This is a genomic window from Candidatus Pelagibacter sp. HTCC7211, from assembly GCF_000155895.1.
Lineage (GTDB): Bacteria > Pseudomonadota > Alphaproteobacteria > Pelagibacterales > Pelagibacteraceae > Pelagibacter.
The window spans coordinates 164,386-189,443 of sequence record NZ_DS995298.1 but is presented as its reverse complement, the minus strand read 5'-3'; the positions used below and the strand labels follow the sequence as shown (position 1 = coordinate 189,443).

The following is a 25,058-nucleotide window of genomic DNA, read 5'->3' as shown; positions in this document are numbered from 1 at the left end:
TGAGCTATGGAAAAAAAAACAAAATTAACAATATCTGGCACTGCCAAAAAATCATTCAAAAATATTGAGATTGCCAAAACTCAAAATAAAAATTCAGTAGTAATCGATAAGCAATCAAATAAATTTCCGAATAGAAGTGGTTCATCTAGACCTGGTAGTTTTAAACCTAAAACTGGATCTACATTTAATAGAGGCGCTCCGCTAAAACCAACTTTTGCTCCTAAATCACCCCCGATAACAAATGATTTTGAAAGACGAAAATTAGCTGAACAAAGAGCAACAAAAAGACTTAAGGGTGATAATGAAAGTAAAGACAGAAAAACTTTAAAAACTGGAACAAAAAAAAGAGAATTAAAATTAACAGTTTCAAGAGCTTTAAGTGATGAAATAGAGGCAAGAGAAAGAAGTTTAGCTTCTGTTAAAAGAGCAAGGTTAAAAGAAAATAAAAATTTGGCCAAAGGAGAAGCTCAAGAAAGTTTAAAGCCCGTTAAAAGAGATGTAAATATTCCTGAAGCAATCACTGTTAGGGAGCTTGCAAATAGAATGGCAGAGCAATCAAGCAATGTTATTAAATATTTGTTAGGAATGGGTGTAACTGTAACCATTAACCAAACGTTAGCGGCTGATACTGCTGAGTTTTTAGTCAAAGAATTTGGCCACAATCCAATTAGAGAAGAAAAAGCTGAAGAGATTATAGAAAAAATTAAAGCGACAAGAGTAGAAAATTTAAAGAACAGACCACCAATTGTAACAGTGATGGGGCATGTTGATCATGGTAAAACTTCTGTGCTAGATGTTTTAAGAAGTGCAAATGTAGTGTCAGGAGAATTTGGTGGAATTACTCAACATATTGGCGCTTATCAAATAGAGAGCCAGTCAAATAAATTAACCTTTATTGACACCCCTGGTCACGCTGCTTTTACAGAAATGAGAGCAAGAGGATCAAAATTAACTGATGTAGTTGTGTTGGTTGTAGCTGCAGATGACGGAGTGAAACCTCAAACAGTTGAATCAATTAAACATGCAAAAGCTGCCAATGTTCCTATTGTAGTTGCAATTAATAAATGTGATTTGCCAGATGCAGACCCTCAAAAAATAAAAAACCAATTACTAGAACATGAGTTAATAGCTGAGGATTTATCAGGTGATACTTTAATGGTTGAAATATCAGCTACTACAAAAATGAATTTAGATAAATTAGTTGAAGCAATAATTTTACAAGCAGAAATATTAGATTTAAAAACAGATTTTGAGTCTAAAGCCACAGGTATTGTAATTGAGTCTAAAATTGATGTTGGTAGAGGACCAGTTGCAACTATCATTGTAACAACGGGAACTCTCAAAAAGGGCAACTTTTTTGTAAGTGGCTTGAGATGGGGAAAAGTTAGGGCAATAATTGATGACAAAGGAAAAAATATTAATGAAGCACCACCATCTACACCTGTTGAAATTTTAGGAATTAATGGCGCTGCAAAAGCAGGAGATGATTTTATTGTTGTAGATAACGAAAAAAAAGCGAAAACTTTAAGTGAAAATAGGGCTCAAGAAAGTAAAGATGGAAAAAATCCTTTAACTTTTGCATCACAAGACTCAGCATTTTCAGATAAATCTACAGAAGAATTAAATCTGATAATCAAATCTGATGTACATGGTTCATCTGAAGCAATTAAAAATGCAATCAGTCAGATCAAACATGATGAAGTTAAACCAAAAATAATTCTTGCAGATATTGGAATGGTAACAGAAACAGATGTTACTCTTGCAAAAGCTTCTAATGCAGTTTTGATAGCTTTTAATGTTAAGCCAAGCAAAGAAGCAAAAAAACTTGCTGAAAATGAAAAAATCAAAATTTCATCTTACAATATAATTTATGAGGTTTTGGATTTTGTTAAACAAAAAATGTCAGGCTTATTATCTCCTGATATTCAAGAAACAGTTACAGGTACAGCTCAAATTTTAGAAATCTTTAAGGTTTCGGGTGCAGGAAAAGTTGCAGGCTCAAAAGTAATGGAAGGTGAAATTACTAGTGCCTCAGATGTTAGAATAATTAGAGATGGAGCAATTATTTACACTGGTAAAGTTGGAACCCTATTTAGAGAAAAAAACCAGGTAAAACAGGTCAGTAATGGTCAAGAGTGTGGAATAACAGTTAAGGACTATATGGACTTTCAAAAAAACGACACAATAGAGGCTTTTAGTGTTACATCTACAGATAGGATGATTTAATGGCAGATAGAATTGGAAAACCGATTTCACAAAGGCAGCTTAGAGTTGGGGAGATGATTAAGCAGTCTTTAAGTATGATTTTTATAAGAAATGAGGCTAAGGTGCCGAATTTAGAAACCAACACTATAACGGTTACTGAGGTAAGAATGAGCCAAGATTTGAAAATTGCTAAAGCCTACGTGCTTCCACTTGGTGGAAAGGATGCAGATGAGGTGATTAAAGTATTAAAAGAATACTCATTTTTAATTAGAAAAATTTTATCACAAAAGGTGGTTATGAAATTTTTACCAAAATTACTTTTTAGAAAAGACGAGTCTTTTGAGTATGCGGAAAAAATAGAAAACTTAATAAAACAAACAAATAAATAGGAAAAACGAGGCATGAATAAAAAGGCACAAGAATTAGCAATGCACGATAAAGACACTGGATCTTCAGAGATACAGATTGCTTTGCTAACAGAGAAAATTGAAACTCTCTCTAAACATATTAAACAATTCAAGAAAGATAAACATTCATCTGTTGGATTGTTGAGAGCGGTAAATAGAAGAAAGAAATTGTTAGAATACTTAAAAAATACAAAAATGAATTCTTACAAAAATGTACTGTCGAAATTGGGATTAAGAAAATAAAGATCAAGATAGATAGAACGGAATGGAACGAAACGAACGAAACGAAATGGAAATGAAATGTTTAAAGTATACAAGAAGGAAATAGAAGTAGCAGGAAAGAAAATAAGTTTAGAAACAGGTAAAGTAGCAAGACAGGCAGACGGAGCAATCATTGCTTCATGTGGTGAAACAGTTATTTTAGCAACAGTAGTAGGAGCAAAAAAAGTTAATCCAGATATGGATTATTTTCCTCTATCAGTAAATTACCAAGAAAAATATTATGCAGGTGGAAAAATACCTGGTGGATATTTTAAAAGAGAAGCAAGACCAACTGAAAGCGAAACTTTAATCTCAAGATTAATTGATAGACCAATCAGACCTTTGTTTCCAGATGCATTTAAAAATGAAGTACAGTTATTACCAACAGTAATTTCATATGATAAAGAAAACCAACCAGATATTCTAGCAATCACTGCTTCTTCAGCAGCATTAGCCATCTCAGGAATGCCATTTATGGGTCCTGTAGGAGCATCTAGAGTGGGTTTTGTTGATGGTAAATATATTTTAAACCCATCAAAAGCTGAATTAGAAAACTCGAGTTTAGATTTAGTAGTAGCAGGTACGAAAGATGCTGTGCTTATGGTTGAGTCTGAAGCTAACGGTTTAACAGAAGAAGAAATGTTAAACGCAGTTAAATTTGGACACGAAGGTTTTGTTCCAGTTATCGAGATGGTAGAGGAACTTGCAAAAGAATGCAGAAAACCTGAGTGGACTGTTGAGAAAAAAGATTTATCTGAAGTTAAACAAAAACTTGAGGAAACCTTTACTAAAGATTTAACAAAAGCTTTTGCTACCAGAGATAAGCAAGATAGATCAAATCAAATTTCAGAAATCACAGATAAAGCTAAAAAGCTTTTTGAAGAAAATGAAAATTATTCTGATCTTGATGTTAACTCAGAGCTTAAAAACTTAGAGAAGAAAATTGTAAGAACTGACATTCTTAAAAACAAAAACAGAATTGACGGTAGAGGATTATCTGATGTGAGACCTATTGAATGTGAAGTTGGTGTTTTGCCAAGAACTCACGGTTCTGCTTTGTTTACTAGAGGAGAAACACAAGCGATTGTCGTTGCTACTTTAGGTACATCTGATGATGAGCAAAGAATTGAAAGTTTAGACGGTCTTCAAAGGGAACGATTTATGCTTCACTACAATTTCCCTCCTTTTTCAGTGGGAGAAACTGGAAGAATTGGGACTGGAAGACGAGAAATTGGTCATGGTAAATTAGCGTGGAGAGCAATTAACTCTTCACTACCTTCAAAAGAGGCGTTTCCATACACTTTTAGAATAGTATCGGAGATTACAGAATCAAATGGTTCATCTTCAATGGCTACTGTTTGTGGAACATCTCTTGCATTAATGGATGCTGGTGTTCCAATTAAAGAGCCAGTTGCAGGTATTGCAATGGGATTAATTAAAGAAGGTGATGATTTTAGTGTTTTATCAGACATTTTAGGTGATGAGGATCATTTAGGAGATATGGACTTTAAAGTTGCTGGAACTAAAGATGGAATAACTTCTCTTCAAATGGATATCAAAATTACAGGTATTACATTTGAAATCATGGAGCAGGCATTAAGCCAAGCCAAAGATGGAAGAGTTCATATCTTAGGTGAAATGAATAAAGCATTATCTGCCTCAAGAGAAGATGTTGGAAAACACACTCCAAAAATGGAACAAGTAAATGTTGATAAAAAAGATATTGCTGCTGTAATTGGAAAAGGTGGAGCAACAATCAGAGAGATCGTTGAAAAATCAGGTGCTAAAGTTGATGTAAATGATGAAGGAGTTGTGACAGTTGCTGCTCCTGATGAAGAGTCTAGAAACATTGCAATGCAAATGATTAAAGACATCACTGCAAAAGCTGAACTGAATAAAATTTATTCAGGTAAAGTTATGAAGATTATGGAGTTTGGTGCATTTGTTAATTTCTTAGGAAAACAAGATGGACTTGTTCATATTTCAGAACTAGCAGATAAAAGAGTTGCTAAAGTAACTGATGTTGTTAAAGAAGGCGATGAGGTAAAAGTCAAAGTTATTGGTTTCGATAGAGGTAAAGTTAAACTTTCTATGAAACAAGCTGCTGAATAATAAATAATTTAAATTAAAATTTAACCCCTGGAATGAGAATTCTGGGGTTTTTTTTATAGGGCACCTGGTAATAGAGTCCCCCCTAATATTTTTAACTAAATTTAACTATATTTTAGGTGATATTCTTAGGATCTGGCATTCCAACCTTGTTATACCCAGCATCTACGTAGTGAATTTCACCGGTTACACCGTTTGCAAGGTCACTTAGAAGGTATAATGCTGAATTTCCAACATCATGAATATCTACGTTTCTTTTAAGCAAAGAATGGTCTTCATTCCATTTATACAGGAATTTTGCATCTCCAATAGCAGAAGCAGCTAATGTTTTAATAGGTCCTGCGCTTATAGCATTTACTCTCATGCCTTTTGCACCCAAATCTCTGGCTAGATATTTAACACTAGATTCTAATGCTGCCTTACACACACCCATTACGTTATAATTTGGAATAGCTTTGTTTGCTTCATAACTTAAGGTGATTAAACTTCCACCTTCTTTCATAATTTTAGAAGCTTCTTTTGCAACTTCAGTAAATGAAAAACATGAAATCAACATACTTCGTAAAAAATTTTCTCTAGTTGTATCTAAATATTCACCTGATAATTCTGATTTGTCTGAGAAAGCAATCGCATGAACTACAAAATCAATTTCTCCCCATTGAGATTTTACATCTTCAAATAATTTTATTACGTCTTCTTTTTTTTCAACATCACAGCTAAACGTAGTTTTTGAATTTAATTTTTCTGCTAAAGGAACTACTCTTTTTTTCAAAGCATCGCCTAAATATGTAAATGCTAGTTCAGCTCCTGCTTCTGCAAGTTTTTGTGAAATACCCCAGGCAATAGATCTTTCATTGGCAACGCCCATGATTAATCCTTTTTTACCTTTCATCAAATTCATAAATTAAATCTTCTCAAAAATTAATGCAGCATTAGTTCCACCAAAACCAAAACTATTAGACATTACAGTATTTAATGTTGCATTAGTTTCAGTTTTTGCAACTATTGGAAATTTTTTAGCTTCTTCATCCATCTCATTAATATTTGCTGAGCCAGCAATGAAATTATTTTTCATCATTATTAAACAATAGATTGCTTCATGAACAGAGGCAGCACCAAGTGGATGTCCAGATAAAGATTTTGTCGAACTAATCTTTGGAATATTGTCTCCAAAAGTATTTTTAACTGCATTTAGTTCTGTAATATCTCCAACTGGAGTAGAAGTTCCATGGGTATTGATATAATCAATTTTATTTTTAGCCGTAGACATTGCCATTTGCATACATCTTACAGCTCCTTCACCAGATGGAGCCACCATATCGTATCCATCTGAAGTCGCTCCATAACCAGTTAATTCCGCGTATATTTTAGCACCTCTTGCTTTAGCATGTTCGTATTCTTCAAGCACTAAAACACCTGCACCACCAGCTATTACAAAACCATCTCTTGTTTTATCATATGCTCTAGATGCTGTTTCAGGAGCATCATTATATTTTGATGATAAAGCAGTCATTGCATCAAACATTGCAGTCATTGCCCAGTGAACTTCTTCACTACCCCCTGAAAAAACAACGTCTTGTTTGCCCATTTGAATTAATTCCATTGAATTACCGATACAGTGACCACTCGTTGCACAAGCCGAACTCATTGTGTAGTTGGTACCTTTTATTTTAAAAGGGACAGCAAGAGTTGCTGAAGCTGTACTTGCCATTGTTCTTGGAACAATAAATGGTCCCATTAATTTTGGAGTTTTAGCTCTAGTTTTATCTGCTGCCAATATGACGTTTTCGATTGAAGGTCCTCCTGAGCCCATAATAATTCCAGTTTTAAAATTGCTTACTTCAGTTTCTTCTAATCCTGAGTCTTCAATTGCTTCTTTCATTGCAATGTAATTATAAGCTGAACCTGAACCCATAAATCTAATTGTTTTTCTATCTATATGATCTTCAAGCTTTATATTTGGTTTGCCATGAACATGACTTTTAAGATTATGTTCTTTATACTCTTCAGCATAAGAAATTCCTGACTTCGAATTTAATAGTGATTTATGGACTTCTTCTTGATTATTACCTAAGCAAGATACAACTCCTAAACCTGTTATAACTACCCTTCTCATTATTTAAATAACCCCACTTTTAAGCTTTCTGCTGAATAAATTTTTTTATCGTCTGCAAATACTAAACCATTTGCAAGACCGACTGTTGTTCCTCCTGGAGACATAATTTTTTTCATATCTATTTCGTATCTTACATTCTTTACACTTTGTAAAACTTCACCTGTAAATTTTACAGTACTGACTCCTAAAGCTCTTCCTTTTCCAGGATTTCCTAACCAACCTAAATAAAACCCAACTAACTGCCACATAGCGTCCAATCCTAAACAGCCTGGCATTACAGGGTCAGCTTTAAAATGACAGTCAAAAAACCATAGATCATTTTTAATATCTAACTCAGCTTTTAGAGAACCTTTGTTAAATTCTCCATTATTCTCATTAATTTCTGTTATTCTATCAAACATCAGCATTGGAGGAAGTGGTAATTTAGCATTTCCAGGCCCAAAAAGATCACCATTTCCACATGTTATGAGATCATCATAGGAGTAAGAATTTTTTTTCATAATTTTTGAGTTCCCTTAGTACTTGATTTAATGATAATATAATATAATAAAACAATATAATTTTTATTCTTAGTTTAGAATTATTATAAAAAACTATGGCAAAAAACTGTAATTTCATTGAAAAATTAAGAGAAACGGGACTAAGACCTACTAAGCAAAGAGTTAAAATTTGTGAGGTTTTATTCAAAAGAGAGAAAACTTTTCACTTTACAATTAATGAATTGGTAAAAAAAATTTCTGAAGAAAATAATGAAAAAATATCTTTAGCTACAGTTTACAACACTGTTCATGCTTTCAAGAAAAAAGGTTATTTAAAAGAGATTACTTTAAATAATGACAGCACTTATTTTGACACAAATACTTCTCATCACCATCATTTTTATGACAAGACTACTAAAGAGTTGATCGATTTAAACGATGAGGATGTGGAAAAAATTCAAATAAATAAAATTTTGCCAGGGAAGAAAATTAGTTCAGTTGAAATTCTTGTTAAAGTTGATAATGAATAATTGTCACAATTAAAGACAAAATAGTCTGAATTACTTGACTACCTATTTAGAATCATTATAAACTAAATCACAATAAAAATGGTAATTAATAAAAAAAGGTAATCAAATGAGCAGTGAAATAAGAAACGAAATAAGCAAATGTCCATATCACGGAGAAGGAATTCCTCAAAAACATCCAACTGGCAAAGGTCAAACTAATAGAGACTGGTGGCCAAATAGCTTAAATCTAAAAGTCTTAAGTCAACACTCAGAACTAGTAAACCCTTTTGATAAAAAATTTGATTACAAAAAAGAATTTAAAAAACTTAATTATAAAGCTTTAAAAAATGATCTTAAAAAGCTTATGACCAACTCTCAAAGTTGGTGGCCTGCTGATTATGGTCATTACGGTCCTCTAATGGTTCGACTTGCATGGCATGCAGCTGGAACTTACAGAACTGGAGATGGTAGAGGTGGAGCTGGAACCGGAAATCAAAGATTTGCACCATTAAACAGTTGGCCGGATAATGTTAACTTAGATAAAGCAAGATTACTACTTTGGCCTATTAAGAAAAAATATGGAAAAAGAATTTCTTGGGCTGATTTATTTGTATTAGTTGGCAACGTTGCAATCGAGTCTATGGGATTAAAAACTTTTGGATTTGGTGGTGGTCGAGAAGATATTTGGGAACCTGAAGATGATATTTATTGGGGTTCAGAAAAAGAATGGTTAGGGAATAATCGTTATAATAAAAAAAGAGAACTTGAAAATCCATTAGGTGCTGTTCAAATGGGATTAATTTATGTAAATCCTCAAGGACCAGATGGGAATCCAGACCCACTTAAAGCTGCAAGAGATATAAGAGAAACTTTTGGAAGAATGGCTATGAATGATTACGAAATAGTTGCATTGGTAGCTGGCGGTCATACTTTTGGTAAGTCTCATGGAGCTGCATCTGAATCTTATAAAGGTCCAGAGCCAGAAGGATCAAAAATTCAAGAACAAGGAACTGGTTATAACAGTAGTTACAAAAGTGGAATTGGAGCAGACACAATAAGTAGTGGTATTGAAGGAGCATGGACTTCTAATCCAATTAAATGGGATATGGGTTATTTTGACAATTTATTTGGGTATAATTGGCAGTTGACCAAAAGTCCTGCAGGAGCATATCAATGGAAACCAAAAAGAAATGGTAAAGCAATTGAGATGACGCCTGATGCACACATTAAAGGCAAGAAGAATATGCCAATGATGCAAACAACTGACTTATCAATGAGAATGGACCCAGGCTTTGGAAGAATTTCAAGACATTTCCATAATAACCCAGACGAGTTTGCTGATGCTTTTGCAAGAGCTTGGTTCAAGTTAACTCACAGAGATATGGGACCTAAAGTAAATTATCTAGGACCTGAAGTGCCAAAAGAAAATTTAATTTGGCAGGATCCAGTTCCTAAAAATAATTATAAACTAAAAAATAGTGAAGTTGAATCTTTGAAGAGAAAAATTGCAAGCTCAGGATTATCAGTATCAAAACTTGTTTCAGTTGCATGGTCTTCAGCATCAACTTATAGATCTTCTGATAAAAGAGGTGGAGCAAATGGCGCCAGAATAAGATTAGCTCCAATGAAAAATTGGAAAGTTAATAATCCAACCGTATTATCAAAAGTAATTAAGGTTTATGAGAAAATACAAAAATCGTTTAATACCAAGTCCAAATCAGTATCTATAGCAGATTTGATTGTTCTAGGTGGATCTGTTGGAATTGAACAAGCGGCTAAAGCAGCTGGTAAAAAAGTAAAAGTTCCTTTTAGACCAGGAAGAGGTGATGCTACTCAAGATCAAACAGATATTCATTCATTTGGTTTACTTCAACCTGTTGCTGATGGTTTTAGAAATTATGCTAAGGGAGAGAACTCAACAATAGCTGAAGAATTACTAGTAGATAAAGCTCAACTATTACAATTAACTGGTGCAGAGATGACAGTTTTGGTTGGAGGTATGAGAGTTATGGGAGCTAATTTTGATGGTTCTAGTCATGGAGTGTTTACTAAAAAACCAGGAAAACTTACCAATGACTTTTTTGTTAATCTTTTAGACATGAACATAAAATGGAAAGAAACTTCAAGCAAAGAAGATATCTTTAAAGGCAAAGATCGTAAAACAAATAAAGTTAAATGGACTGGAACTAGAGCTGATTTGATTTTTGGATCAAATTCTCAACTAAGAGCTTTAGCTGAAGTCTATGCAACAGATGATTCACTTGACAAATTTGTTAATGATTTTATATCTGCATGGACAAAAGTTATGAATGCAGATCGTTTTGATCTAAATTAACAAAATAAGACATTATGGCTCAAGTAAGTTTTGAAGACTTTTATAAGGTCCCTGAATTAAAATTTGATATTTCAAAATTAAGAAATGATTTAGATTCAATTCTTGAAAATAAAAAGTTTAATTCTCCAGGTGTCACCCACTTTGGTGCTATTTCTTTAAATCAAATTCCTAATGATGAGAGCTCTATTAAAGGAAACAATATACGAGGAAAATATTGGACCATAGCAGATGAAACTGGCAAGGAAGTATCAAGAGATATTGATATTGACGAGTCTAAATATACACAATTAGTGCCAGAATTTAACAACACGTACTTTAGCGAAGTTTATGAGGTATTAAGCAAAAGGTTTAAGCTTGGAAGGGTAAGACTTTTATTAAAGGAACCAAGATCAACTTTAAGTTGGCACAAAGATCCTGAATGTAGATTACATATACCAATCGTAACTAATGCTGGATGCTCAATGGTTATAGAAAATGTTGCAAAACATTTGCCAGCAGATGGAAGTGTATGGATTACAAATAACACTAAATACCATAATTTTTTTAATGGTGGTGAACAAGCACGCGTTCATCTTGTAGCTTGTGTTCTTGACAATCCTTTTAAAAACTAATTACTTAGATATTCCCCAAAGATTTTCTTTATCCACCCAACCAGTAAATTTTCCAGTTTCTACACTACACCATTTTTTTTTACATTCTTTTACAATAAGCAACCTACCCTTTTTTAATTGAGCAATTGGTTTTGCAAATGATGATGGTTTTTTAAATAAAATTTTTAAATCAGTTGAGATGACAGAATTATTATTTTTTAATTGAGAAACATGAATCCAACCACTGTTATTTTTCATGTCAATTATTCTTCTAAAATTTTCTTTTTTATCTATCTGTTTAAGTGGAAGATTAATTTTTTTATAAACATATTTAACATCAGAGTCAAAACTAGGACCATACCGAACATTAACTTTATTTTTTTTCAAAGACAAAAAAGTTTCAGCCGTAGCGTTACAAGAAACAAAAAATATTAAAAAAAATAAAGTATAAATTTGTTTTTTCATTATCTGCATTCACATTTTTTTCTTTTATTTATTTTTACTTTTCTAAAATTCAAATTTAATAAGTCTATAATTAATATTGAGCGTTCTAAATTTTGACCAATATTAAGTACCTTTTTTAATATCTCATTGGCCTGCATTGTTCCTATTATACCAGCTACAGTTCCTAAAATTCCTTCATATTCACAGTTTAAAATATCGTCCGAAATACTTTCTTCCTGATAAAAACACCTTAAACAAGGATCTTTTTTGTTTTTAAAGTTAAAAGTGAAAATATGACCATCAAATTTACTAATAGCTCCAGTAACAAGAAATTTTTTATTTTTAAGGCTTAAATCATTAATTAAAAACTTACTTTTAAAATTGTCTGTACCGTCAACAATATAATCATAATTTTTGATTATTTTATCTGCATTTATATTGTTTAATTTAACAGCGAAAGCATTAACTTTGGTTTTTGGATTAATATTCTTTAATTTTTCCTGGGCTACTTTAACTTTTAGCTTATTCAAATCTCTTTCATCATATAAGCTTTGTCTATGAATGTTAGATGCACCAACAATATCATGATCTATAATTCCTAATGTACCAATTCCAGATCTAGTTAAAAATTCTGCAACTGGGCAGCCTAACCCTCCCATACCAATTATAAGAACTTTGGAATTTAGAATTTTTTTTTGGCCTAAAGCTCCAATATTTTTTAGAATTATTTGTCTTGAAAACTTTTCAATTTCTTTTTTACTTAGTTTTAAAGTCATTTCCCTGTTGAACCAAAACCACCTTTGCCTCTTACTGTATTAGGAAGATCATCAGTTTCCTCAAGATCTATTTTAACAACCGGTGTTAAAACCATTTGGGCAATTCTATCTTTATTATTTATTAAAAAATCATTACTCCCATGGTTATATAAAATTACTTTAATTTCACCCCTATAATCACTGTCAATTGTGCCCGGTGTGTTTAAAACACTAATACTACTTTTAGCAGCTAAGCCAGATCTAGGTCTTATTTGAATTTCAAATTCACCAGAGAATGCTAAAGAAATGCCTGTTGGAACCATGCAAGATGTATAAGGTTTTAAATTTATAGGCTCTTTAATAAATGCCATTAAATCCATACCTGATGCTCCATCAGTTTTATACGAAGGTAGCTCTACAGATGAATCTAATTTCTTTAAAAGAACTTTTACCATTAATTTAATTGATAAATTATTCTATCAACTATTTCATCAGATATTTCAGATTTTTTTTTATATGAAAGGTTTTCTGGTTTTATATCTTTATTTCTGTAATGAATTGTTACTTCATTATAATCAGAATCAAAACCAATTTTTCTATTAGATACGTCATTAGAAATAATCCAATCACAATTTTTATTATTCAATTTCTCTTTTGCATTTAATTCAATTTCATCAGTTTCAGCTGCAAAACCTATTACAAGATTTGGTCTCATTGAGTTGTGATTAGAAACATAACTCAAAATGTCTACATTTTTTTCCAAATTTAATTTTAAAAAATCTTGTTTTTTAATTTTGCTTTTAAATTTTTTATTGACTTTAAAATCAGCAACTGCAGCTGAAAATATTGCTACATCAGCTGGTAAATTTTCTTGTGTAGCAACCAACATTTGGTTAGCTGTTTCTACTTTAATTAACTTAATATCTTCATCAATATTTAAATTTGTTGGTCCAGAAATTAGAGTTGTATCAAAACCTTTTTTAAATAAAGATTTAGCAATCTCATATCCTTGCTTACCACTTGATTTATTAGTTAGAAATCTAACAGGATCTATATATTCATTTGTTGGGCCTGCAGTGACTATTGCTTTAAGTTTTTTATTGTTTTTTTGTTTTAAAAAATAATTATCTATTTCCGTAGAAATAGTAAGTGGATCTGACATTTTGCCCTCTCCATATTCTCCACAAGCCATTTCCCCAATTTCTGGTCCAATTGTTTTATAACCAAAGCTTTTAAGTTTTTTTAAATTTTGTTTTGTAGATTGATGTTCCCACATCCTAACATTCATCGCTGGAGCTAAATAAATATCTTTATCTGATGCTAATACTACGGTTGAAGCAAGATCATCAGTTGTACCCTGCGCTAATTTAGAAATAGTGTTGGCTGTTGCTGGAGCTATTAAAATTATATCTGCCCATCTCGATAGAGCGATATGATCCATTTCTGTTTCATTTTCAACATTGAACAGTTCACTGTAAACTTTTCCTTGTGAAAGAGAGGCAACAGAAAGAGGAGTAATGAATTCTTTAGCACTACTAGTAAGTATAGTTTTAATTACTGCTCCATTTTTTTTAAAAAGTCTTATTGTTTCAAGACTCTTGTAAGCAGAAATTCCTCCACATATAATTAATAGAATTTTTTTATTTAACACATTTTTCATTTTGAAGAATTAAAATACTAATAGTCCAATAATTACAAGACCTAATAAGCCAATAATAGTTTGATTTCTAAATGCAATCATTTCAGATTTCTTATCATTTAATGCAGTAAAAGAGTTTGAATTTTGAGGAATTTGGCCATTTGCTAAAAATGTTAAGGCTTGATTGGCTTTATCCATAATTTCAGGAAATTCAGGCAATCTTTTAATAACTTCGGATGTATTTTTTAATGTTTCATTTAAATTATTAATAGGATCCTTTGTTTCTCTTAACCAACTTTCAAGGACTGGTTTTGATGTTGTCCAGATATTAGTGTTAGGATTTAATTTTCTTGCAACACCTTCAACTACAACCATTGTTTTTTGTAACATCAAAAGTTGAGGTTGTGTTTGCATATTAAATTTCTCAGTCACATCAAATAATTGTTTGAGTAATTTGCCACCCGAAATATCTTTTACGGCTTGTCCAAAAATAGGCTCTCCTATTGATCGTAATGCTTGTGCTAAATCATCAATTGGCACGTTATTTGGCACTAATCCCGCAACTAAATGGACTTCAGCTACTTTTTTATAATCTCTCTGTATAAAACCGAATAGGATTTCAGCCAAAAACCTTTTACTAACTTTATCTAATCTTCCCATGATACCAAAATCAATAGGTGCTATTTGACCATTGTTATCAATAAAAATGTTTCCTTGGTGCATATCAGCGTGAAAGAAACCATCTCTTACAGCATGTCTTAAGAAATGTTGGATTATATCTTCAGCAATTTTATTTGTATCCAGATTTCTTTTTTTTAGTTCTTCAGTCTCTCTTATTGAAACACCATCTATCCAATCTAAAGTCATCACATTTTCACTGGTAAAATTCCAGTATATTTGTGGTACTTGAAACCCAACATCATTTTTCGTATTTTCAGCATATTCATTTGCTGCTGCTGCCTCAAACCTTAAATCCATCTCAAGATTAGTTATTTCTTTTAATAAAAAAACAACCTCAACAAGTTTTAATCTTTTTGTTTTTTTTATAAACGACTCGATGATGAAAGCAAATAACATCATAGCATCGATTTCTTCATTAAATATTTTTTTAATATCTGGTCTTAAAATTTTAATAGCCACATCTTTAATCGTTCCGTTGTCATTAATTTTTGCTTTGTGTACTTGCGCAATAGAAGCAGCCGCTACAGGTTCACTTAAATCTATAATTGAATTATACGTGTCATTACCTAAATCATTTTTTATTATTTCTTTTGCATAATTAATAGGAAAAGGAGGAAGTCGATCTTGTAAATTTTCAAGCTTGGTCGATAATTCTTCTCCTATTATGTCCGGCCTTGTCGCTAAAAATTGTCCAAGTTTAATAAAAGTAGTTCCCATTGACTCTAATGAGCTTGAAAGTCTTTCCCCTTCATTTTTGTTAAAATTATTTTGTTCTTTTTTAGAAAATGAAAAAGACAAAATTTGAAAAATAATTTTTACAGCTAAAGGTGGTTTTTTAAATTTCGAAGTTATATTTAAAATGTCAGATTTAGCAATTTTCCTTCCTAATTTAAAAAGAGTTATTAGCTTTCTGATCATTATAACTTCCATCCAGTATGAATTGAAACAATTCCTCCAGAAAAATTTCTATATGCGCATTTATGAAAATTATTTTTTTTCATTAAATCAATCAACTCCTCTTGATTAATAAATTGTTCAATACTCTTCACCAAATATTCATACGGCTCTTTTTCACCAACAACAAATTCACCAATAATTGGAATTAATTTTGAATAATTTTTATAGATAAAATCTAAATTTGAATTCTGAATTTTAGAAAATTCAAGGCACAGATAACGTCCACCTGGTTTTAAAACCCTGTAAGCCTCCGACAGAGCTTTATTTAAGTTTTTGGTATTTCTAAGACCAAAACTTATAGTATAAAAGTCAAAAGTATTATCTGGCAACGGTAGTTTTTCTGCTGGTGAAATTATCCATTTTATATTTTTATACTTTGACAATTTTTTTTTACCTTGTTCCAGCATTCCTCTATTTGGATCAACACAAGTGACCCTCATATCTTTATCAGTACTATCTAAAAAAAGCTTACCAATGTCACCGGTACCACACGCAACATCTATTAAATTTTTATTTAAAGAGGGGTTCATCATATTAATTAGACTTTTTTTCCAAAATCTATGAACACCCAAAGACATAAAGTCGTTCATCAAGTCATATTTATTGTATACCTGATCAAAAACACCATCTACTAGCCCTTTTTTATTTTGAAGATATTGTTGCATAAAAAAAAAATTATATTCAATATAGTATCAAATGCCAGAATTACCAGAAGTAGAAATTGTAAGACAGTCATTAAATAAAAAAATTAAACAAAAAAAGGTAAAAAAGGTAATAGTTAGAAATAGAAATTTAAGATTTAAAATCCCATTGAATTTTAGCAGCTATTTTGAAAATAAGAAAATAATTAAAGTGGAAAGATTTTCTAAATACTTAATTTTATATCTTTCAAAAAGTATCTATTGTTTAATTCATTTAGGCATGTCGGGTACTATTCATATCATTGAAAATAAGATGAATAATATAATTACGAATACAAGTTTTTATAATTCTCCAACCCTTCCAAAAAAACATAATCATGTAGAGATTATTTTTGAAAAATTTAAGGTTGTTTATAATGACCCAAGAAGATTTGGTTTTTTTCAGATTATAAAAAATAAAAAAAATTTAAAAGAAAGATTTAATCATCTTGGTCCAGAACCATTCGATTTAAATTTTGATTTAAATTATGTTTATAATTACTTTAAGTATAAAAATAGAGATATTAAAAATCTTTTGCTTGATCAAAAATTTATATCAGGGGTAGGAAATATTTATGCAAGCGAGATACTATTTAAAAGTAAAATACACCCTTATAGAAAAGTATGTTTTTTGAGTAAAGAAGAATGTAAAAAAATTATATTAAATTCAAAAAAAATTCTTTTAAAAGCTATAAGTAAAGGAGGTTCCAGCATAAGGGATTTTAAAAATACGTCAGGTTCAAAGGGAGGATTTCAAAATGAATTTAAAGTTTATCAGCAACAAGGCATGAAGTGTAAAAATTTTAGATGCACCGATCTTATAAAAAAAAAAATAAGCTCAAATAGATCAACTTTTTTTTGTGAATCTTGTCAAAAATAGCCAATTATTTTATTGACCACTTTAAATTCTCAAGCTATACCCCTGCGGATATGGCAAACACAAAATCAGCAATTAAGAGAATTAGAAGAATTTCTAAACAAACAGCTGTAAATAAAGTAAGAAAAAGCAGATTTAGAAATGCTTTAAAGAAAATGAACCTTCTGATTGAAGATAAAAAGAAAGACGAAGCTTTAAAATTCTTGCCTAAATTGAATTCTGAATTAATGAAGATTGCTAAAACTGGGATCATTAAAAAGCAAAATGCATCAAGAAATGTTTCTAGAATTACTAAAAAGATATCTGCAATCTAATTTTTTTTTTAATTTATCTTTTTAAAAGACAACTTTTAGTATCCACTGCATATACTCAAAAATTATTTTTCCATCACTACATTTAGACTTAGTAAATTATTAATAGATTATATTCAATCTATGTTTGATTCAATCTACATTCGATTCAATTGTGAATATAATTTTTTAAAGATTTAAAAATTATTTTTTTTAAATTTAATTTTTTTAAAATTAAAAAACTACAATCATAGATTTTATTTTTTTTTTAATTTTTTTATTAAATTGTTGCAAATTTTTTTAATTAGTTCTAACTGAGATTTTCCAATAAGTTATGAATAAATCTACAAATATTAACAATTTAAATCCTGAAAGTTTTGACTGGAAGTTAGTTCAAAACGAGATGAAAAATAAATTGGGTTTAGACATTTATGAAAGCTGGCTAAAAAAAATTACATTTGTAGACGAATTTAATAATTATCTTTTGTTATCAGTTCCAACAAGATTTATTCGTGACTGGATCACTTCTAGATACTTGGATCAAATTTTACAAATTATTCGATTATATAAAAAAGATATTATCAGAATTGAATTTAAAATAGATGATCAAGATAAATCACAAAACATAAATGAAGATATTAAAAAACCTATAGAAAGAAATGAGAATGTTTCTTTTATAAAAGACTCGTATCTCCAATATAATAGAATTGATCCTAATAAAAGATTTGATAATTTTATAATAGGTACTAGCAATAAACTTGCTTACGAAGCATCTTTAAAAGTTTCTGAAAACACATCGCATTATAATCCACTTTATATCTATGGAGGAGTTGGTATGGGAAAAACTCATCTTTTAAACTCCATTGGTTTAGAGCTAAAAGATAATAATAAAGTAATGTTCATTTCTGCAGAACGTTTTATGTATCAATTTGTAAAATCAATAAAAGCAAATGATATGGTTAAGTTTAAAGAATATTTTAGAAATACAGATATTTTGTTAATTGATGATATTCAATTTATTAGTGGTAAGGAAGCTATGCAGGAGGAATTTTTTCATACATTTAACGCATTGTTAGATAAAGGGTCACAAATAATTGTGTCAGCTGACAGAGCTCCAAATAAACTCTCAAGAATTCAAGATAGAATTAAATCTAGATTTTCGGGTGGTTTGGTGGTTGATATTCAAAAACCTGACCTTGAACTAAGAAAAAAAATTGTTGAAAAGAAAACTGAAGAATTAAATAGTTTGTATGCAGATCAGCTACAAGTTTCTAAAGATATACAAGATTTTATCAGTAGAGAAATTACAGCAAGCATTAGAGAGCTTGTTGGTGCAATAAATAGAGTAGTTTCGTTTTCAAGAATATATAATAAGGCTCCTAATTTGTCTGAAACAAAGGTCATTTTAAAAGACTTATTAAACCTAGCTGAAAATAAAGTTACAATTGATTTAATACAGACAATAGTTTGTAAGTTTTTTAAGATTAGTAAAAATGAGATGTTGTCATCAAGGAGATCAAGATACTTAGTTAGACCAAGGCAAACAGCTATATATTTGACAAAAATTTTAACATCAAAATCTTTACCTGAAATAGGTAGAGAATTTTCTAATAGAGACCATACAACAATAATCCATTCGGTAAAAACTATTGAAAAGATTAAGGAAAAGGACCCCGAGATGGTTGATAATATCAATAAGCTAAAAAATCAGATACTATATAATAATAAAGATAATGAAATTTAACGTTAATCAACAAGATCTTCAACAAGCTTTAAATTACTGCCAGGGAGTTATTGAAAAAAGAAGTACTCTTCCAATTTTATCAAATATTTTATTAGATGTTAGTAATTCAAAATTAACAATTACAGCAACAGATTTAGATTTAATATTTGTTCATCAGTTAAACAATATTGAAGTATTAGAAGAAGGAAAAACTACCACTACTTCTTCAATTATGTATGACATTGTTAGAAAGTTTTCTTCAGGAAAAAAAATTAATCTTTCATTAACAGATATAAGTAAATTACAAGTAGAGTCAGAAAAATCTATTTTTAATTTAAATTGTATCAGCGCCACAGAATTTCCATTGACTGATGAAAATTTTAATGAAAATGAATTTGTTATAAAATCAAAACAACTTTTAAAATTATTAAATAAATGTAAATTTTCCGTTTCTAATGATGAAACTAGACATTATTTAAGTGGCATATATTTCCACCAAACTGAAGTTGAAGATAAAAACTATTTGACTGCTGTTGCTACCGATAGTCATCGAATGTCAATTTCAAAAATTAGACTAGGTCAAAAAATTGATTTTGAACCTATTATACTTCCAAAAAAAACAATCTTTCAGTTATGTTCATTATTGGATAGTTATGACGGAGATGTAAAAGTTTCTAATCTTAAATCGAAAATTAAGTTCGAATTAAATAACAGTATTTTGATTTCTAAATTGATTGATGGAAAATTTCCAAACTATATTCAAGTGATACCAAAAAATAACCAAAAAAAATTAGAAATAGATCTTAAATTATTTCTTAATTCAGTTGATAGAGTTGCATCTGTTTCCTTAGATAAAAAAGATGGAGTAAAATTTAATTTATCAAAAGATATTTTGGATCTCTCAGTTAATAATACAAATAGTGGAGACGGTAAGGAAACTTTAAATGTAAAGTTTGATCATGATTTAGAGATAAGTTTTAACTCAAGATATTTAATTGATGTAGCATCACAACTAGATGGAGAAAGAGTTGAGATATTTTTTAATGATACTGGCTCACCAGCGTTAATTAAAGATCCAGGTGATTTTGACAGTATATTTGTTGTAATGCCAATGAAGGGTTAGTTAAGTAAATCTAGTTCTTCGTATATATTCTTTTCCAAATTATTTAGAAATTCTTCTTTTGGAAGTCCAGCAGCTATAGGTTTTAAAATTGAAATAGTAATTGTTTTACAGTTTGATTTTGGACCTTTTTTTGGCCAAACATATCCAGAGTTAATAGCAACAGGTTGACATGGAATCTTTAATTTTTCATAAATTCTGGAAGCACCTTTTTTAAAAGGTGGTCTTTCTTGAGGTAAAACTCTTGTGCCTTGAGGAAATATTATTAGTGGTCTTTTTGAGCTAGAAATAATTTTAGCTATATCCTCAAAGAATCCTAAATTATCTTTAGTAATTTTATTTCTTTTAATCGAAATAGATCCAATTTTTTTTAAATACCAGCCAAAAATAGGAATTAATAATAATTCTTTTTTTAATATAAAGACCGGAGAATTGAAAATTGTTTGAAGATAAAACGTTTCAAACATTGATTGATGAGATGCACCAATAAAAAACTTTCCATTATTAATAATATTTTCCTTACCTTTGATTACAATTTTTATTGATAAAAAAATTTTTAAACATAATTCAGTCCAATATCCCATTAATCTTCCACCTAATAAAACAACTTTTTGAGGTAAAAAAAATGCAGGTAAGAAAATTATTGAAATTAAAATTATTCCTAAAAAGAAAAAAATTGAGAATATAAAGTTTCTAATCATTATAATCAAAAGTTACATCAAGTCTTTGTACTTTTGTTTTTTTCTTATAATTTTAATTTTTGATCCTTTAATTAATATTTCTGATGGTTTTAATCTAACATTGTAATTAGAGCTAAGGGACATTCCATAAGCCCCAACATCGCATATTACGATTAAATCTTTCTCTTCTAATTCTTGAAAATTTTTTAAAGTATTAAATTTATCTGTACTTTCACATATTGGTCCAACAAATTCGTAAGTTTTATTGGATTTTTTTTTACTTTTTATAGATGGTAGAATTTTATGATGTGCTCCGTATAATGCTGGTCTCATTAAATCATTCATAGCTGCATCTAAAATTATAAAATTTTTTGAATCATTTTTTTTAATGTAAATTATTTTAGAAATAAGAATTCCAGTATCTCCTATTATTGATCTCCCTGGTTCAAATATAATTTTTGATTTATGTTTTTTTAAAAATTTTTTTATTATTTCACTGTATTTTGAATAATTAAGTTTTTTATCTTCGTATTTGTATGAAATTCCCATACCACCACCAAGATCAATGAATTCAAACTTATGATTAATTTTATGTATTATTCTATCGATTACTTTAAGCATTTTTTCATAAGGCTTGTAATCTAAAATTTGACTTCCAATATGAACACTAAGACATTTAAGGTCGATATTTTTTGAACTTTTACAAAAGTTAACTAATTTAAAAAATGTTTTTTCATTTACCCCAAATTTATTATCTTTTTTTCCAGTTGAAATTTGACTTAAGGTTTTTGCATCTGTATTTGGATTTAACCTGATACCAATTTTTACTTTTCTTTTTTTTATTTTAGCGACTCTATCAATTTCTCTTATTTCACTTTCAGATTCAGCATTAATTAATAATATTTTTTTTTCTACTGCAAAATTTATTTCTTCAGATGTTTTACCAACTCCTGAAAAAACAATTTTTTTTGGGCTCACACCAGCTTTTAAAGCCATCATGAGCTCTCCCTTTGATACCACATCTGCCCCAAGTCCAAATTTTTTTATTTCTCTTATAAGGTTAACATTAGTGTTAGATTTAACCGCAAAACAAATTAACGGAGAAAAAGATCTAAAATTTTTTTGAAAATTATTAATATTTTTTTTCAATCTTGCATGAGAATAGCAATAGGTTGGTGTGCCATATTTTTTTGCAATATACTGGACATTAATTTTCTCAATTATAAGTTTGTTATCAATGTATTTCATTAAACCTTATTAATAAGGATAGTTTTAAATTCAGCCTTTTTTTCTGGTTCTTTGTATTCAGGATCCCCTTTTTTTCCACAAGAAACAATTAGGCAGTAACACAAAATAATTAAGCTTATTTTTTTTATCATTAATGTTTTTTATATTTTATTATCATTTTTTTAATATTATCAAAAGATGTTCCTCCATAAGATTTTTTCGAATTAACGGAATTCTTCAAATCAAACACTTTTAAAACATCATTTGTTAACTTTGGTTCAATCTTTTTTAATTCCTCTATACTTAATTCATCAAGTTTCTTTTTCTTTTTTTCAGCCAAATTAACTATAGCTGCTGTTTTTTGATAAGCTTTTCTAAAAGACATTGAATGATTTCTTACAAGATAATCTGCCAAGTCAGTTGCTGTGATGTACCCAGAGCTCGCTAGTTCAAGCATCTTTTTTTTATTAGCACTGGTATTTTTAAGTATTTCATCAAAGATTTTAAGACAGTTAATCAAAGTATCATTTGATTTAAAAACAATCTCTTTATCATCTTGAAGATCCTTAAAGTAAGATAGCGGAAGGCCTTTTAGAATAGTAAGCATTGAAAATAAATTACCATAACTACTTCCAGATTTTCCTCTTAAATATTCTAGTAGATCTGGATTTTTCTTTTGAGGCATTATTGATGAACCTGTCACAACTTTATCTGAAAGGTGAATTAGATTAAAACCATCTGAACTCCAAATAATAAGCTCTTCAGCTATTCTTGAAATATGCATTGAACATACAGAAACACTATATAAAAAATCTAAAACAAAATCTCTATCTGATACGGTGTCAATGGAATTATTTGTTGGTCTTTTAAATCCTAATTTTTTACTTGTATAATTTCTGTCAATGTTAAAAGAGGTTCCTGTTAGTGCGGCAACACCTAAAGGATTTTCATCTAAACTTTCTAAATTATTAGTGAACCTTTTTTTATCTCTGTTAAACATTTCGACATAAGCCATAAGGTAGTGCGCAAAAGATATAGCCTGTGCATTTTTAAGATGAGTAAAGCCAGGCATAATAGTATCTATATTTTTCTCTGCTAATTTTAACGTACTTTTAATTACTTTATCTATTGCAATATTTATCTCCTTGGTTGAGGATCTTATCCAAATTTTAAAGTCAGTGATTACCTGATCATTTCTTGATCTTGCTGTGTGAATGTAACCTGCTTCTTCTCCTATTATTTGAAAAAGTCTTTTTTCTATATTCATATGAATATCTTCATATTTTTTACTGAACTCAAATTTTTTTTTAGAAATTTCTTTCTCTATTTTAGTAAGTCCATAGATAATTTTATTTTTGATTTTAAAAGAAATAATTTTTTGTTTAAATAACATCTCAACATGGGCAATTGACCCTTTAATATCTTCTTTATATAGTCGCTTATCAATATCAATTGAATTACCAACTTTTTGAAATAAGCTTGATGCACTCTTCTTGATACGCGTGCCCCATATTGCCTGGTTGTTTTTATTTTTTGCCATGGTATTTAATTATATCTATTTAACATGAGATTTTTAATAATATTTATTTTTTTGACAACTAATGTCATTGCCAATGATTTATCTGAAATAAAAAATGTTGTCATTCATAAAGAACCAAAACTCTATGATAATGTTATTTTTTTAGACAAAAAGGACAAAAGGATTAATTTAAATGAATTCAATGGGAATTTAATCTTATTAAATTTTTGGGCTACCTGGTGTGAGCCATGCAAAGAAGAAATGCCATCTTTAGATAGGCTACAAATTAATAAAGATTTGAGTAATTTAAAAATTTTTTTAATCAATATATCCAAAGAAAGTATTAATAAGATTGATAGTTTTTTTGATGATTTAAATATTAAAAATCTTGAACCATATTTTGATGCTCCAACCACACTTGCAAAAACATTTGGTTTGCGTGGAGTTCCAACATCAATCCTTATTGATAAAGATGGAAATGAATTTGCAAGAATAATTGGATCAATAGATTTTGATGATGAAAATTTTATAGGTTGGCTAAAAGCCTACAATTAGTTTTTAAAAAAATAAGCAAACCCTACAAGAACAAGTATTGCTATAAATTGAAGAAGAACTCTAAGTTGCATCAATTTATTTGAATATTTTTTGCTGGTTTCACCTCCTTTAAAGAGAGTTCCAATTCCTAAAATTAAAACTATTCCTACAGCTATTAAAAGTACTATAGATAGTATTTTAACAAATATTCCTGAAAACATATAAATATTGTAGATTGTTTTAAAAAATAAAAAACATAATTAATCAACTATGACATTTTGCCTAGATTCAATAATAATAAAGCCGGAAGAAGGAACTGAAATTAAAAACGCAATTATTTTACTTCATGGATATGGAGGGGACGGCAATGATATTAGTATGTTGACCTTAAACTGGAAGAGACATTTGCCAAACACAGTTTTTATTTGTCCGAATGGGCATGAAACTTGTTCTATAAATCCATCGGGATACCAATGGTTTGATCTCACCAAAGAAGATTCAAGTTATATACTTGAGCAATCATTGATAGCTGAGGAAAAAATTAAACTTTTTATCGATGAAATTAAAAAAGAATTTAATTTAACAAATGACAAGATATGCTTATCAGGATTTAGCCAGGGCTGCATGATGTCACTTAATATTGGTTTAACTTCAGAAGAAAAATTTTTATGCATTGTAGGTTTTTCTGGAAAAATAATAGATCAAAATAATTTAAAGTTAAGAATTAAAAACCATACTGAAACTTTATTAATTCATGGTGACGCTGATCAAATTGTACCTTCAACACATTTATTGGAGACAAAAGATTTTTTAATTAGAAACAGTGTTGAAGTTCAAACACTTTTAATAAAAAATTGTGATCATCATATTCCTATAGAAGCCTCAAGTACAGCTCTTAATTTTATTTTAAAAAAAACTTAA

The 25,058-nt window shown here is 29.6% G+C and carries 26 protein-coding genes; 13 read left to right on the top strand and 13 right to left on the bottom strand.

Annotated features, from left to right (window positions below):
- Positions 1-6: 6 nt before the first annotated feature.
- Genes infB through pnp form a run of 4 tightly spaced genes read left to right on the top strand, consistent with a single transcriptional unit; the run spans position 7 to position 4,985 of the window.
- Positions 7-2,226: a translation initiation factor IF-2 gene (gene infB, locus PB7211_RS00960; protein ID WP_008544969.1), complete on the top strand. Its 2,220-nt coding sequence runs from the start codon at positions 7-9 to the stop codon at positions 2,224-2,226.
- On the top strand, positions 2,226-2,594 hold the full coding sequence (rbfA, locus tag PB7211_RS00955) for a 30S ribosome-binding factor RbfA (RefSeq protein WP_008544088.1): 369 nt from the start codon (positions 2,226-2,228) through the stop codon (positions 2,592-2,594). The genes infB and rbfA overlap by 1 nt, the downstream gene beginning before the upstream one ends.
- 12 nt (positions 2,595-2,606) lie before the next feature.
- The gene (rpsO, locus tag PB7211_RS00950) at positions 2,607-2,855 is read left to right on the top strand and encodes a 30S ribosomal protein S15 (RefSeq protein ID WP_008545547.1); all 249 of its coding nucleotides are present in this window, start codon (positions 2,607-2,609) and stop codon (positions 2,853-2,855) included.
- A 57-nt stretch (positions 2,856-2,912) separates the two neighbouring features.
- Positions 2,913-4,985, top strand: coding sequence for a polyribonucleotide nucleotidyltransferase (gene pnp / locus PB7211_RS00945; protein ID WP_008545994.1), 2,073 nt, complete (start codon positions 2,913-2,915; stop codon positions 4,983-4,985).
- 112 nt (positions 4,986-5,097) lie between these two features.
- Here the strand turns inward: pnp and PB7211_RS00940 are convergent, their stop codons facing one another.
- Genes PB7211_RS00940 through fabA form a run of 3 tightly spaced genes read right to left on the bottom strand, consistent with a single transcriptional unit; the run spans position 5,098 to position 7,598 of the window.
- Positions 5,098-5,883, bottom strand: coding sequence for an enoyl-ACP reductase FabI (locus PB7211_RS00940; protein ID WP_008545359.1), 786 nt, complete (start codon positions 5,881-5,883; stop codon positions 5,098-5,100).
- A 3-nt stretch (positions 5,884-5,886) separates the two neighbouring features.
- Positions 5,887-7,098: a beta-ketoacyl-ACP synthase I gene (gene fabB / locus PB7211_RS00935; RefSeq protein WP_008544886.1), complete on the bottom strand. Its 1,212-nt coding sequence runs from the start codon at positions 7,096-7,098 to the stop codon at positions 5,887-5,889.
- The gene (gene fabA, locus PB7211_RS00930) at positions 7,098-7,598 is read right to left on the bottom strand and encodes a bifunctional 3-hydroxydecanoyl-ACP dehydratase/trans-2-decenoyl-ACP isomerase (RefSeq protein ID WP_008545698.1); all 501 of its coding nucleotides are present in this window, start codon (positions 7,596-7,598) and stop codon (positions 7,098-7,100) included. Before fabA ends, fabB begins: the two co-directional genes overlap by 1 nt.
- Before the next feature lie 95 nt (positions 7,599-7,693).
- On the opposite strand from fabA, the gene PB7211_RS00925 reads away from it, so the two are divergent.
- From PB7211_RS00925 to PB7211_RS00915, 3 genes are all read left to right on the top strand, one after another.
- Entirely contained in the window at positions 7,694-8,107 is a 414-nt protein-coding gene (locus tag PB7211_RS00925; RefSeq protein ID WP_008545492.1) for a Fur family transcriptional regulator, read from the top strand.
- Between the two features lie 106 nt (positions 8,108-8,213).
- Positions 8,214-10,421, top strand: a complete 2,208-nt coding sequence (katG, locus tag PB7211_RS00920) for a catalase/peroxidase HPI (RefSeq protein ID WP_008545966.1) — start codon at positions 8,214-8,216, stop codon at positions 10,419-10,421.
- A 14-nt stretch (positions 10,422-10,435) separates the two neighbouring features.
- On the top strand, positions 10,436-11,032 hold the full coding sequence (locus PB7211_RS00915; protein ID WP_008545998.1) for an aspartyl/asparaginyl beta-hydroxylase domain-containing protein: 597 nt from the start codon (positions 10,436-10,438) through the stop codon (positions 11,030-11,032).
- Here PB7211_RS00915 and PB7211_RS00910 read toward each other — a convergent pair whose 3' ends face one another.
- Genes PB7211_RS00910 through ubiE form a run of 6 tightly spaced genes read right to left on the bottom strand, consistent with a single transcriptional unit; the run spans position 11,033 to position 16,152 of the window.
- On the bottom strand, positions 11,033-11,476 hold the full coding sequence (locus PB7211_RS00910) for an SH3 domain-containing protein (protein ID WP_029455777.1): 444 nt from the start codon (positions 11,474-11,476) through the stop codon (positions 11,033-11,035). It abuts the gene before it with no gap.
- Complete coding sequence (locus tag PB7211_RS00905) at positions 11,476-12,231, bottom strand: HesA/MoeB/ThiF family protein (RefSeq protein ID WP_008544638.1); 756 nt, start codon at positions 12,229-12,231, stop codon at positions 11,476-11,478. The genes PB7211_RS00910 and PB7211_RS00905 overlap by 1 nt, the downstream gene beginning before the upstream one ends.
- Positions 12,228-12,665: a dUTP diphosphatase gene (gene dut, locus PB7211_RS00900; RefSeq protein ID WP_008544266.1), complete on the bottom strand. Its 438-nt coding sequence runs from the start codon at positions 12,663-12,665 to the stop codon at positions 12,228-12,230. Before dut ends, PB7211_RS00905 begins: the two co-directional genes overlap by 4 nt.
- Positions 12,665-13,870, bottom strand: a complete 1,206-nt coding sequence (gene coaBC / locus PB7211_RS00895) for a bifunctional phosphopantothenoylcysteine decarboxylase/phosphopantothenate--cysteine ligase CoaBC (protein ID WP_008545379.1) — start codon at positions 13,868-13,870, stop codon at positions 12,665-12,667. The genes dut and coaBC overlap by 1 nt, the downstream gene beginning before the upstream one ends.
- A 9-nt stretch (positions 13,871-13,879) precedes the next feature.
- Complete coding sequence (gene ubiB, locus PB7211_RS00890) at positions 13,880-15,448, bottom strand: 2-polyprenylphenol 6-hydroxylase (RefSeq protein WP_008545873.1); 1,569 nt, start codon at positions 15,446-15,448, stop codon at positions 13,880-13,882.
- Positions 15,448-16,152, bottom strand: coding sequence for a bifunctional demethylmenaquinone methyltransferase/2-methoxy-6-polyprenyl-1,4-benzoquinol methylase UbiE (ubiE, locus tag PB7211_RS00885; protein WP_008544485.1), 705 nt, complete (start codon positions 16,150-16,152; stop codon positions 15,448-15,450). The genes ubiB and ubiE overlap by 1 nt, the downstream gene beginning before the upstream one ends.
- A 31-nt stretch (positions 16,153-16,183) precedes the next feature.
- Between ubiE and mutM the strand changes: the two genes are divergently transcribed.
- The 4 genes from mutM (at position 16,184) to dnaN (ending at position 20,180) form a co-directional block, all read left to right on the top strand.
- On the top strand, positions 16,184-17,047 hold the full coding sequence (mutM, locus tag PB7211_RS00880; protein ID WP_008544769.1) for a bifunctional DNA-formamidopyrimidine glycosylase/DNA-(apurinic or apyrimidinic site) lyase: 864 nt from the start codon (positions 16,184-16,186) through the stop codon (positions 17,045-17,047).
- A 50-nt stretch (positions 17,048-17,097) separates the two neighbouring features.
- Positions 17,098-17,358, top strand: a complete 261-nt coding sequence (gene rpsT / locus PB7211_RS00875; protein WP_008545716.1) for a 30S ribosomal protein S20 — start codon at positions 17,098-17,100, stop codon at positions 17,356-17,358.
- Between the two features lie 310 nt (positions 17,359-17,668).
- The gene (gene dnaA / locus PB7211_RS00870) at positions 17,669-19,078 is read left to right on the top strand and encodes a chromosomal replication initiator protein DnaA (protein ID WP_008545518.1); all 1,410 of its coding nucleotides are present in this window, start codon (positions 17,669-17,671) and stop codon (positions 19,076-19,078) included.
- A complete protein-coding gene (gene dnaN / locus PB7211_RS00865; RefSeq protein WP_008544934.1) occupies positions 19,068-20,180 on the top strand; it encodes a DNA polymerase III subunit beta in 1,113 nt (370 codons plus the stop codon). The genes dnaA and dnaN overlap by 11 nt, the downstream gene beginning before the upstream one ends.
- Here the strand turns inward: dnaN and PB7211_RS00860 are convergent.
- The 3 genes from PB7211_RS00860 to argH all read right to left on the bottom strand — a co-directional run bounded on the left by PB7211_RS00860 (position 20,177) and on the right by argH (position 23,624).
- A complete protein-coding gene (locus PB7211_RS00860; protein WP_008544353.1) occupies positions 20,177-20,878 on the bottom strand; it encodes a lysophospholipid acyltransferase family protein in 702 nt (233 codons plus the stop codon). The two genes, dnaN and PB7211_RS00860, sit on opposite strands and share 4 nt — an antisense overlap.
- 12 nt (positions 20,879-20,890) lie before the next feature.
- Positions 20,891-22,105, bottom strand: a complete 1,215-nt coding sequence (lysA, locus tag PB7211_RS00855; RefSeq protein WP_008546061.1) for a diaminopimelate decarboxylase — start codon at positions 22,103-22,105, stop codon at positions 20,891-20,893.
- Between the two features lie 130 nt (positions 22,106-22,235).
- Positions 22,236-23,624, bottom strand: a complete 1,389-nt coding sequence (gene argH / locus PB7211_RS00850) for an argininosuccinate lyase (protein WP_008545310.1) — start codon at positions 23,622-23,624, stop codon at positions 22,236-22,238.
- Positions 23,625-23,648: 24 nt separating this feature from the next.
- Between argH and PB7211_RS00845 the strand changes: the two genes are divergently transcribed.
- Positions 23,649-24,158, top strand: coding sequence for a TlpA family protein disulfide reductase (locus PB7211_RS00845; RefSeq protein ID WP_008544224.1), 510 nt, complete (start codon positions 23,649-23,651; stop codon positions 24,156-24,158).
- Here PB7211_RS00845 and PB7211_RS00840 read toward each other — a convergent pair.
- A complete protein-coding gene (locus PB7211_RS00840) occupies positions 24,155-24,358 on the bottom strand; it encodes a twin transmembrane helix small protein (RefSeq protein ID WP_008545818.1) in 204 nt (67 codons plus the stop codon). The two genes, PB7211_RS00845 and PB7211_RS00840, sit on opposite strands and share 4 nt — an antisense overlap.
- A gap of 49 nt (positions 24,359-24,407) precedes the next feature.
- Between PB7211_RS00840 and PB7211_RS00835 the strand changes: the two genes are divergently transcribed.
- A complete protein-coding gene (locus PB7211_RS00835; RefSeq protein ID WP_008544696.1) occupies positions 24,408-25,058 on the top strand; it encodes an alpha/beta hydrolase in 651 nt (216 codons plus the stop codon).

Bases quoted from the DNA above. Each gene is read 5' to 3' on its own strand.
- coaBC (WP_008545379.1), bottom strand. From the start codon at position 13,870: ATGAAAAATGTGTTAAATAAAAAAATTCTATTAATTATATGTGGAGGA.
- argH (WP_008545310.1), bottom strand. From the start codon at position 23,624: ATGGCAAAAAATAAAAACAACCAGGCAATATGGGGCACGCGTATCAAG.
- PB7211_RS00910 (WP_029455777.1), bottom strand. From the start codon at position 11,476: ATGAAAAAACAAATTTATACTTTATTTTTTTTAATATTTTTTGTTTCT.
- dnaA (WP_008545518.1), top strand. From the start codon at position 17,669: ATGAATAAATCTACAAATATTAACAATTTAAATCCTGAAAGTTTTGAC.
- ubiE (WP_008544485.1), bottom strand. From the start codon at position 16,152: ATGCAACAATATCTTCAAAATAAAAAAGGGCTAGTAGATGGTGTTTTT.
- rbfA (WP_008544088.1), top strand. From the start codon at position 2,226: ATGGCAGATAGAATTGGAAAACCGATTTCACAAAGGCAGCTTAGAGTT.
- dnaN (WP_008544934.1), top strand. From the start codon at position 19,068: ATGAAATTTAACGTTAATCAACAAGATCTTCAACAAGCTTTAAATTAC.
- fabB (WP_008544886.1), bottom strand. From the start codon at position 7,098: ATGAGAAGGGTAGTTATAACAGGTTTAGGAGTTGTATCTTGCTTAGGT.
- rpsT (WP_008545716.1), top strand. From the start codon at position 17,098: ATGGCAAACACAAAATCAGCAATTAAGAGAATTAGAAGAATTTCTAAA.
- dut (WP_008544266.1), bottom strand. From the start codon at position 12,665: ATGGTAAAAGTTCTTTTAAAGAAATTAGATTCATCTGTAGAGCTACCT.
- PB7211_RS00845 (WP_008544224.1), top strand. From the start codon at position 23,649: ATGAGATTTTTAATAATATTTATTTTTTTGACAACTAATGTCATTGCC.
- PB7211_RS00840 (WP_008545818.1), bottom strand. From the start codon at position 24,358: ATGTTTTCAGGAATATTTGTTAAAATACTATCTATAGTACTTTTAATA.
- infB (WP_008544969.1), top strand. From the start codon at position 7: ATGGAAAAAAAAACAAAATTAACAATATCTGGCACTGCCAAAAAATCA.
- PB7211_RS00915 (WP_008545998.1), top strand. From the start codon at position 10,436: ATGGCTCAAGTAAGTTTTGAAGACTTTTATAAGGTCCCTGAATTAAAA.
- PB7211_RS00835 (WP_008544696.1), top strand. From the start codon at position 24,408: ATGACATTTTGCCTAGATTCAATAATAATAAAGCCGGAAGAAGGAACT.
- lysA (WP_008546061.1), bottom strand. From the start codon at position 22,105: ATGAAATACATTGATAACAAACTTATAATTGAGAAAATTAATGTCCAG.
- rpsO (WP_008545547.1), top strand. From the start codon at position 2,607: ATGAATAAAAAGGCACAAGAATTAGCAATGCACGATAAAGACACTGGA.
- ubiB (WP_008545873.1), bottom strand. From the start codon at position 15,448: ATGATCAGAAAGCTAATAACTCTTTTTAAATTAGGAAGGAAAATTGCT.
- PB7211_RS00940 (WP_008545359.1), bottom strand. From the start codon at position 5,883: ATGAATTTGATGAAAGGTAAAAAAGGATTAATCATGGGCGTTGCCAAT.
- pnp (WP_008545994.1), top strand. From the start codon at position 2,913: ATGTTTAAAGTATACAAGAAGGAAATAGAAGTAGCAGGAAAGAAAATA.
- PB7211_RS00905 (WP_008544638.1), bottom strand. From the start codon at position 12,231: ATGACTTTAAAACTAAGTAAAAAAGAAATTGAAAAGTTTTCAAGACAA.
- mutM (WP_008544769.1), top strand. From the start codon at position 16,184: ATGCCAGAATTACCAGAAGTAGAAATTGTAAGACAGTCATTAAATAAA.
- fabA (WP_008545698.1), bottom strand. From the start codon at position 7,598: ATGAAAAAAAATTCTTACTCCTATGATGATCTCATAACATGTGGAAAT.
- katG (WP_008545966.1), top strand. From the start codon at position 8,214: ATGAGCAGTGAAATAAGAAACGAAATAAGCAAATGTCCATATCACGGA.
- PB7211_RS00925 (WP_008545492.1), top strand. From the start codon at position 7,694: ATGGCAAAAAACTGTAATTTCATTGAAAAATTAAGAGAAACGGGACTA.
- PB7211_RS00860 (WP_008544353.1), bottom strand. From the start codon at position 20,878: ATGATTAGAAACTTTATATTCTCAATTTTTTTCTTTTTAGGAATAATT.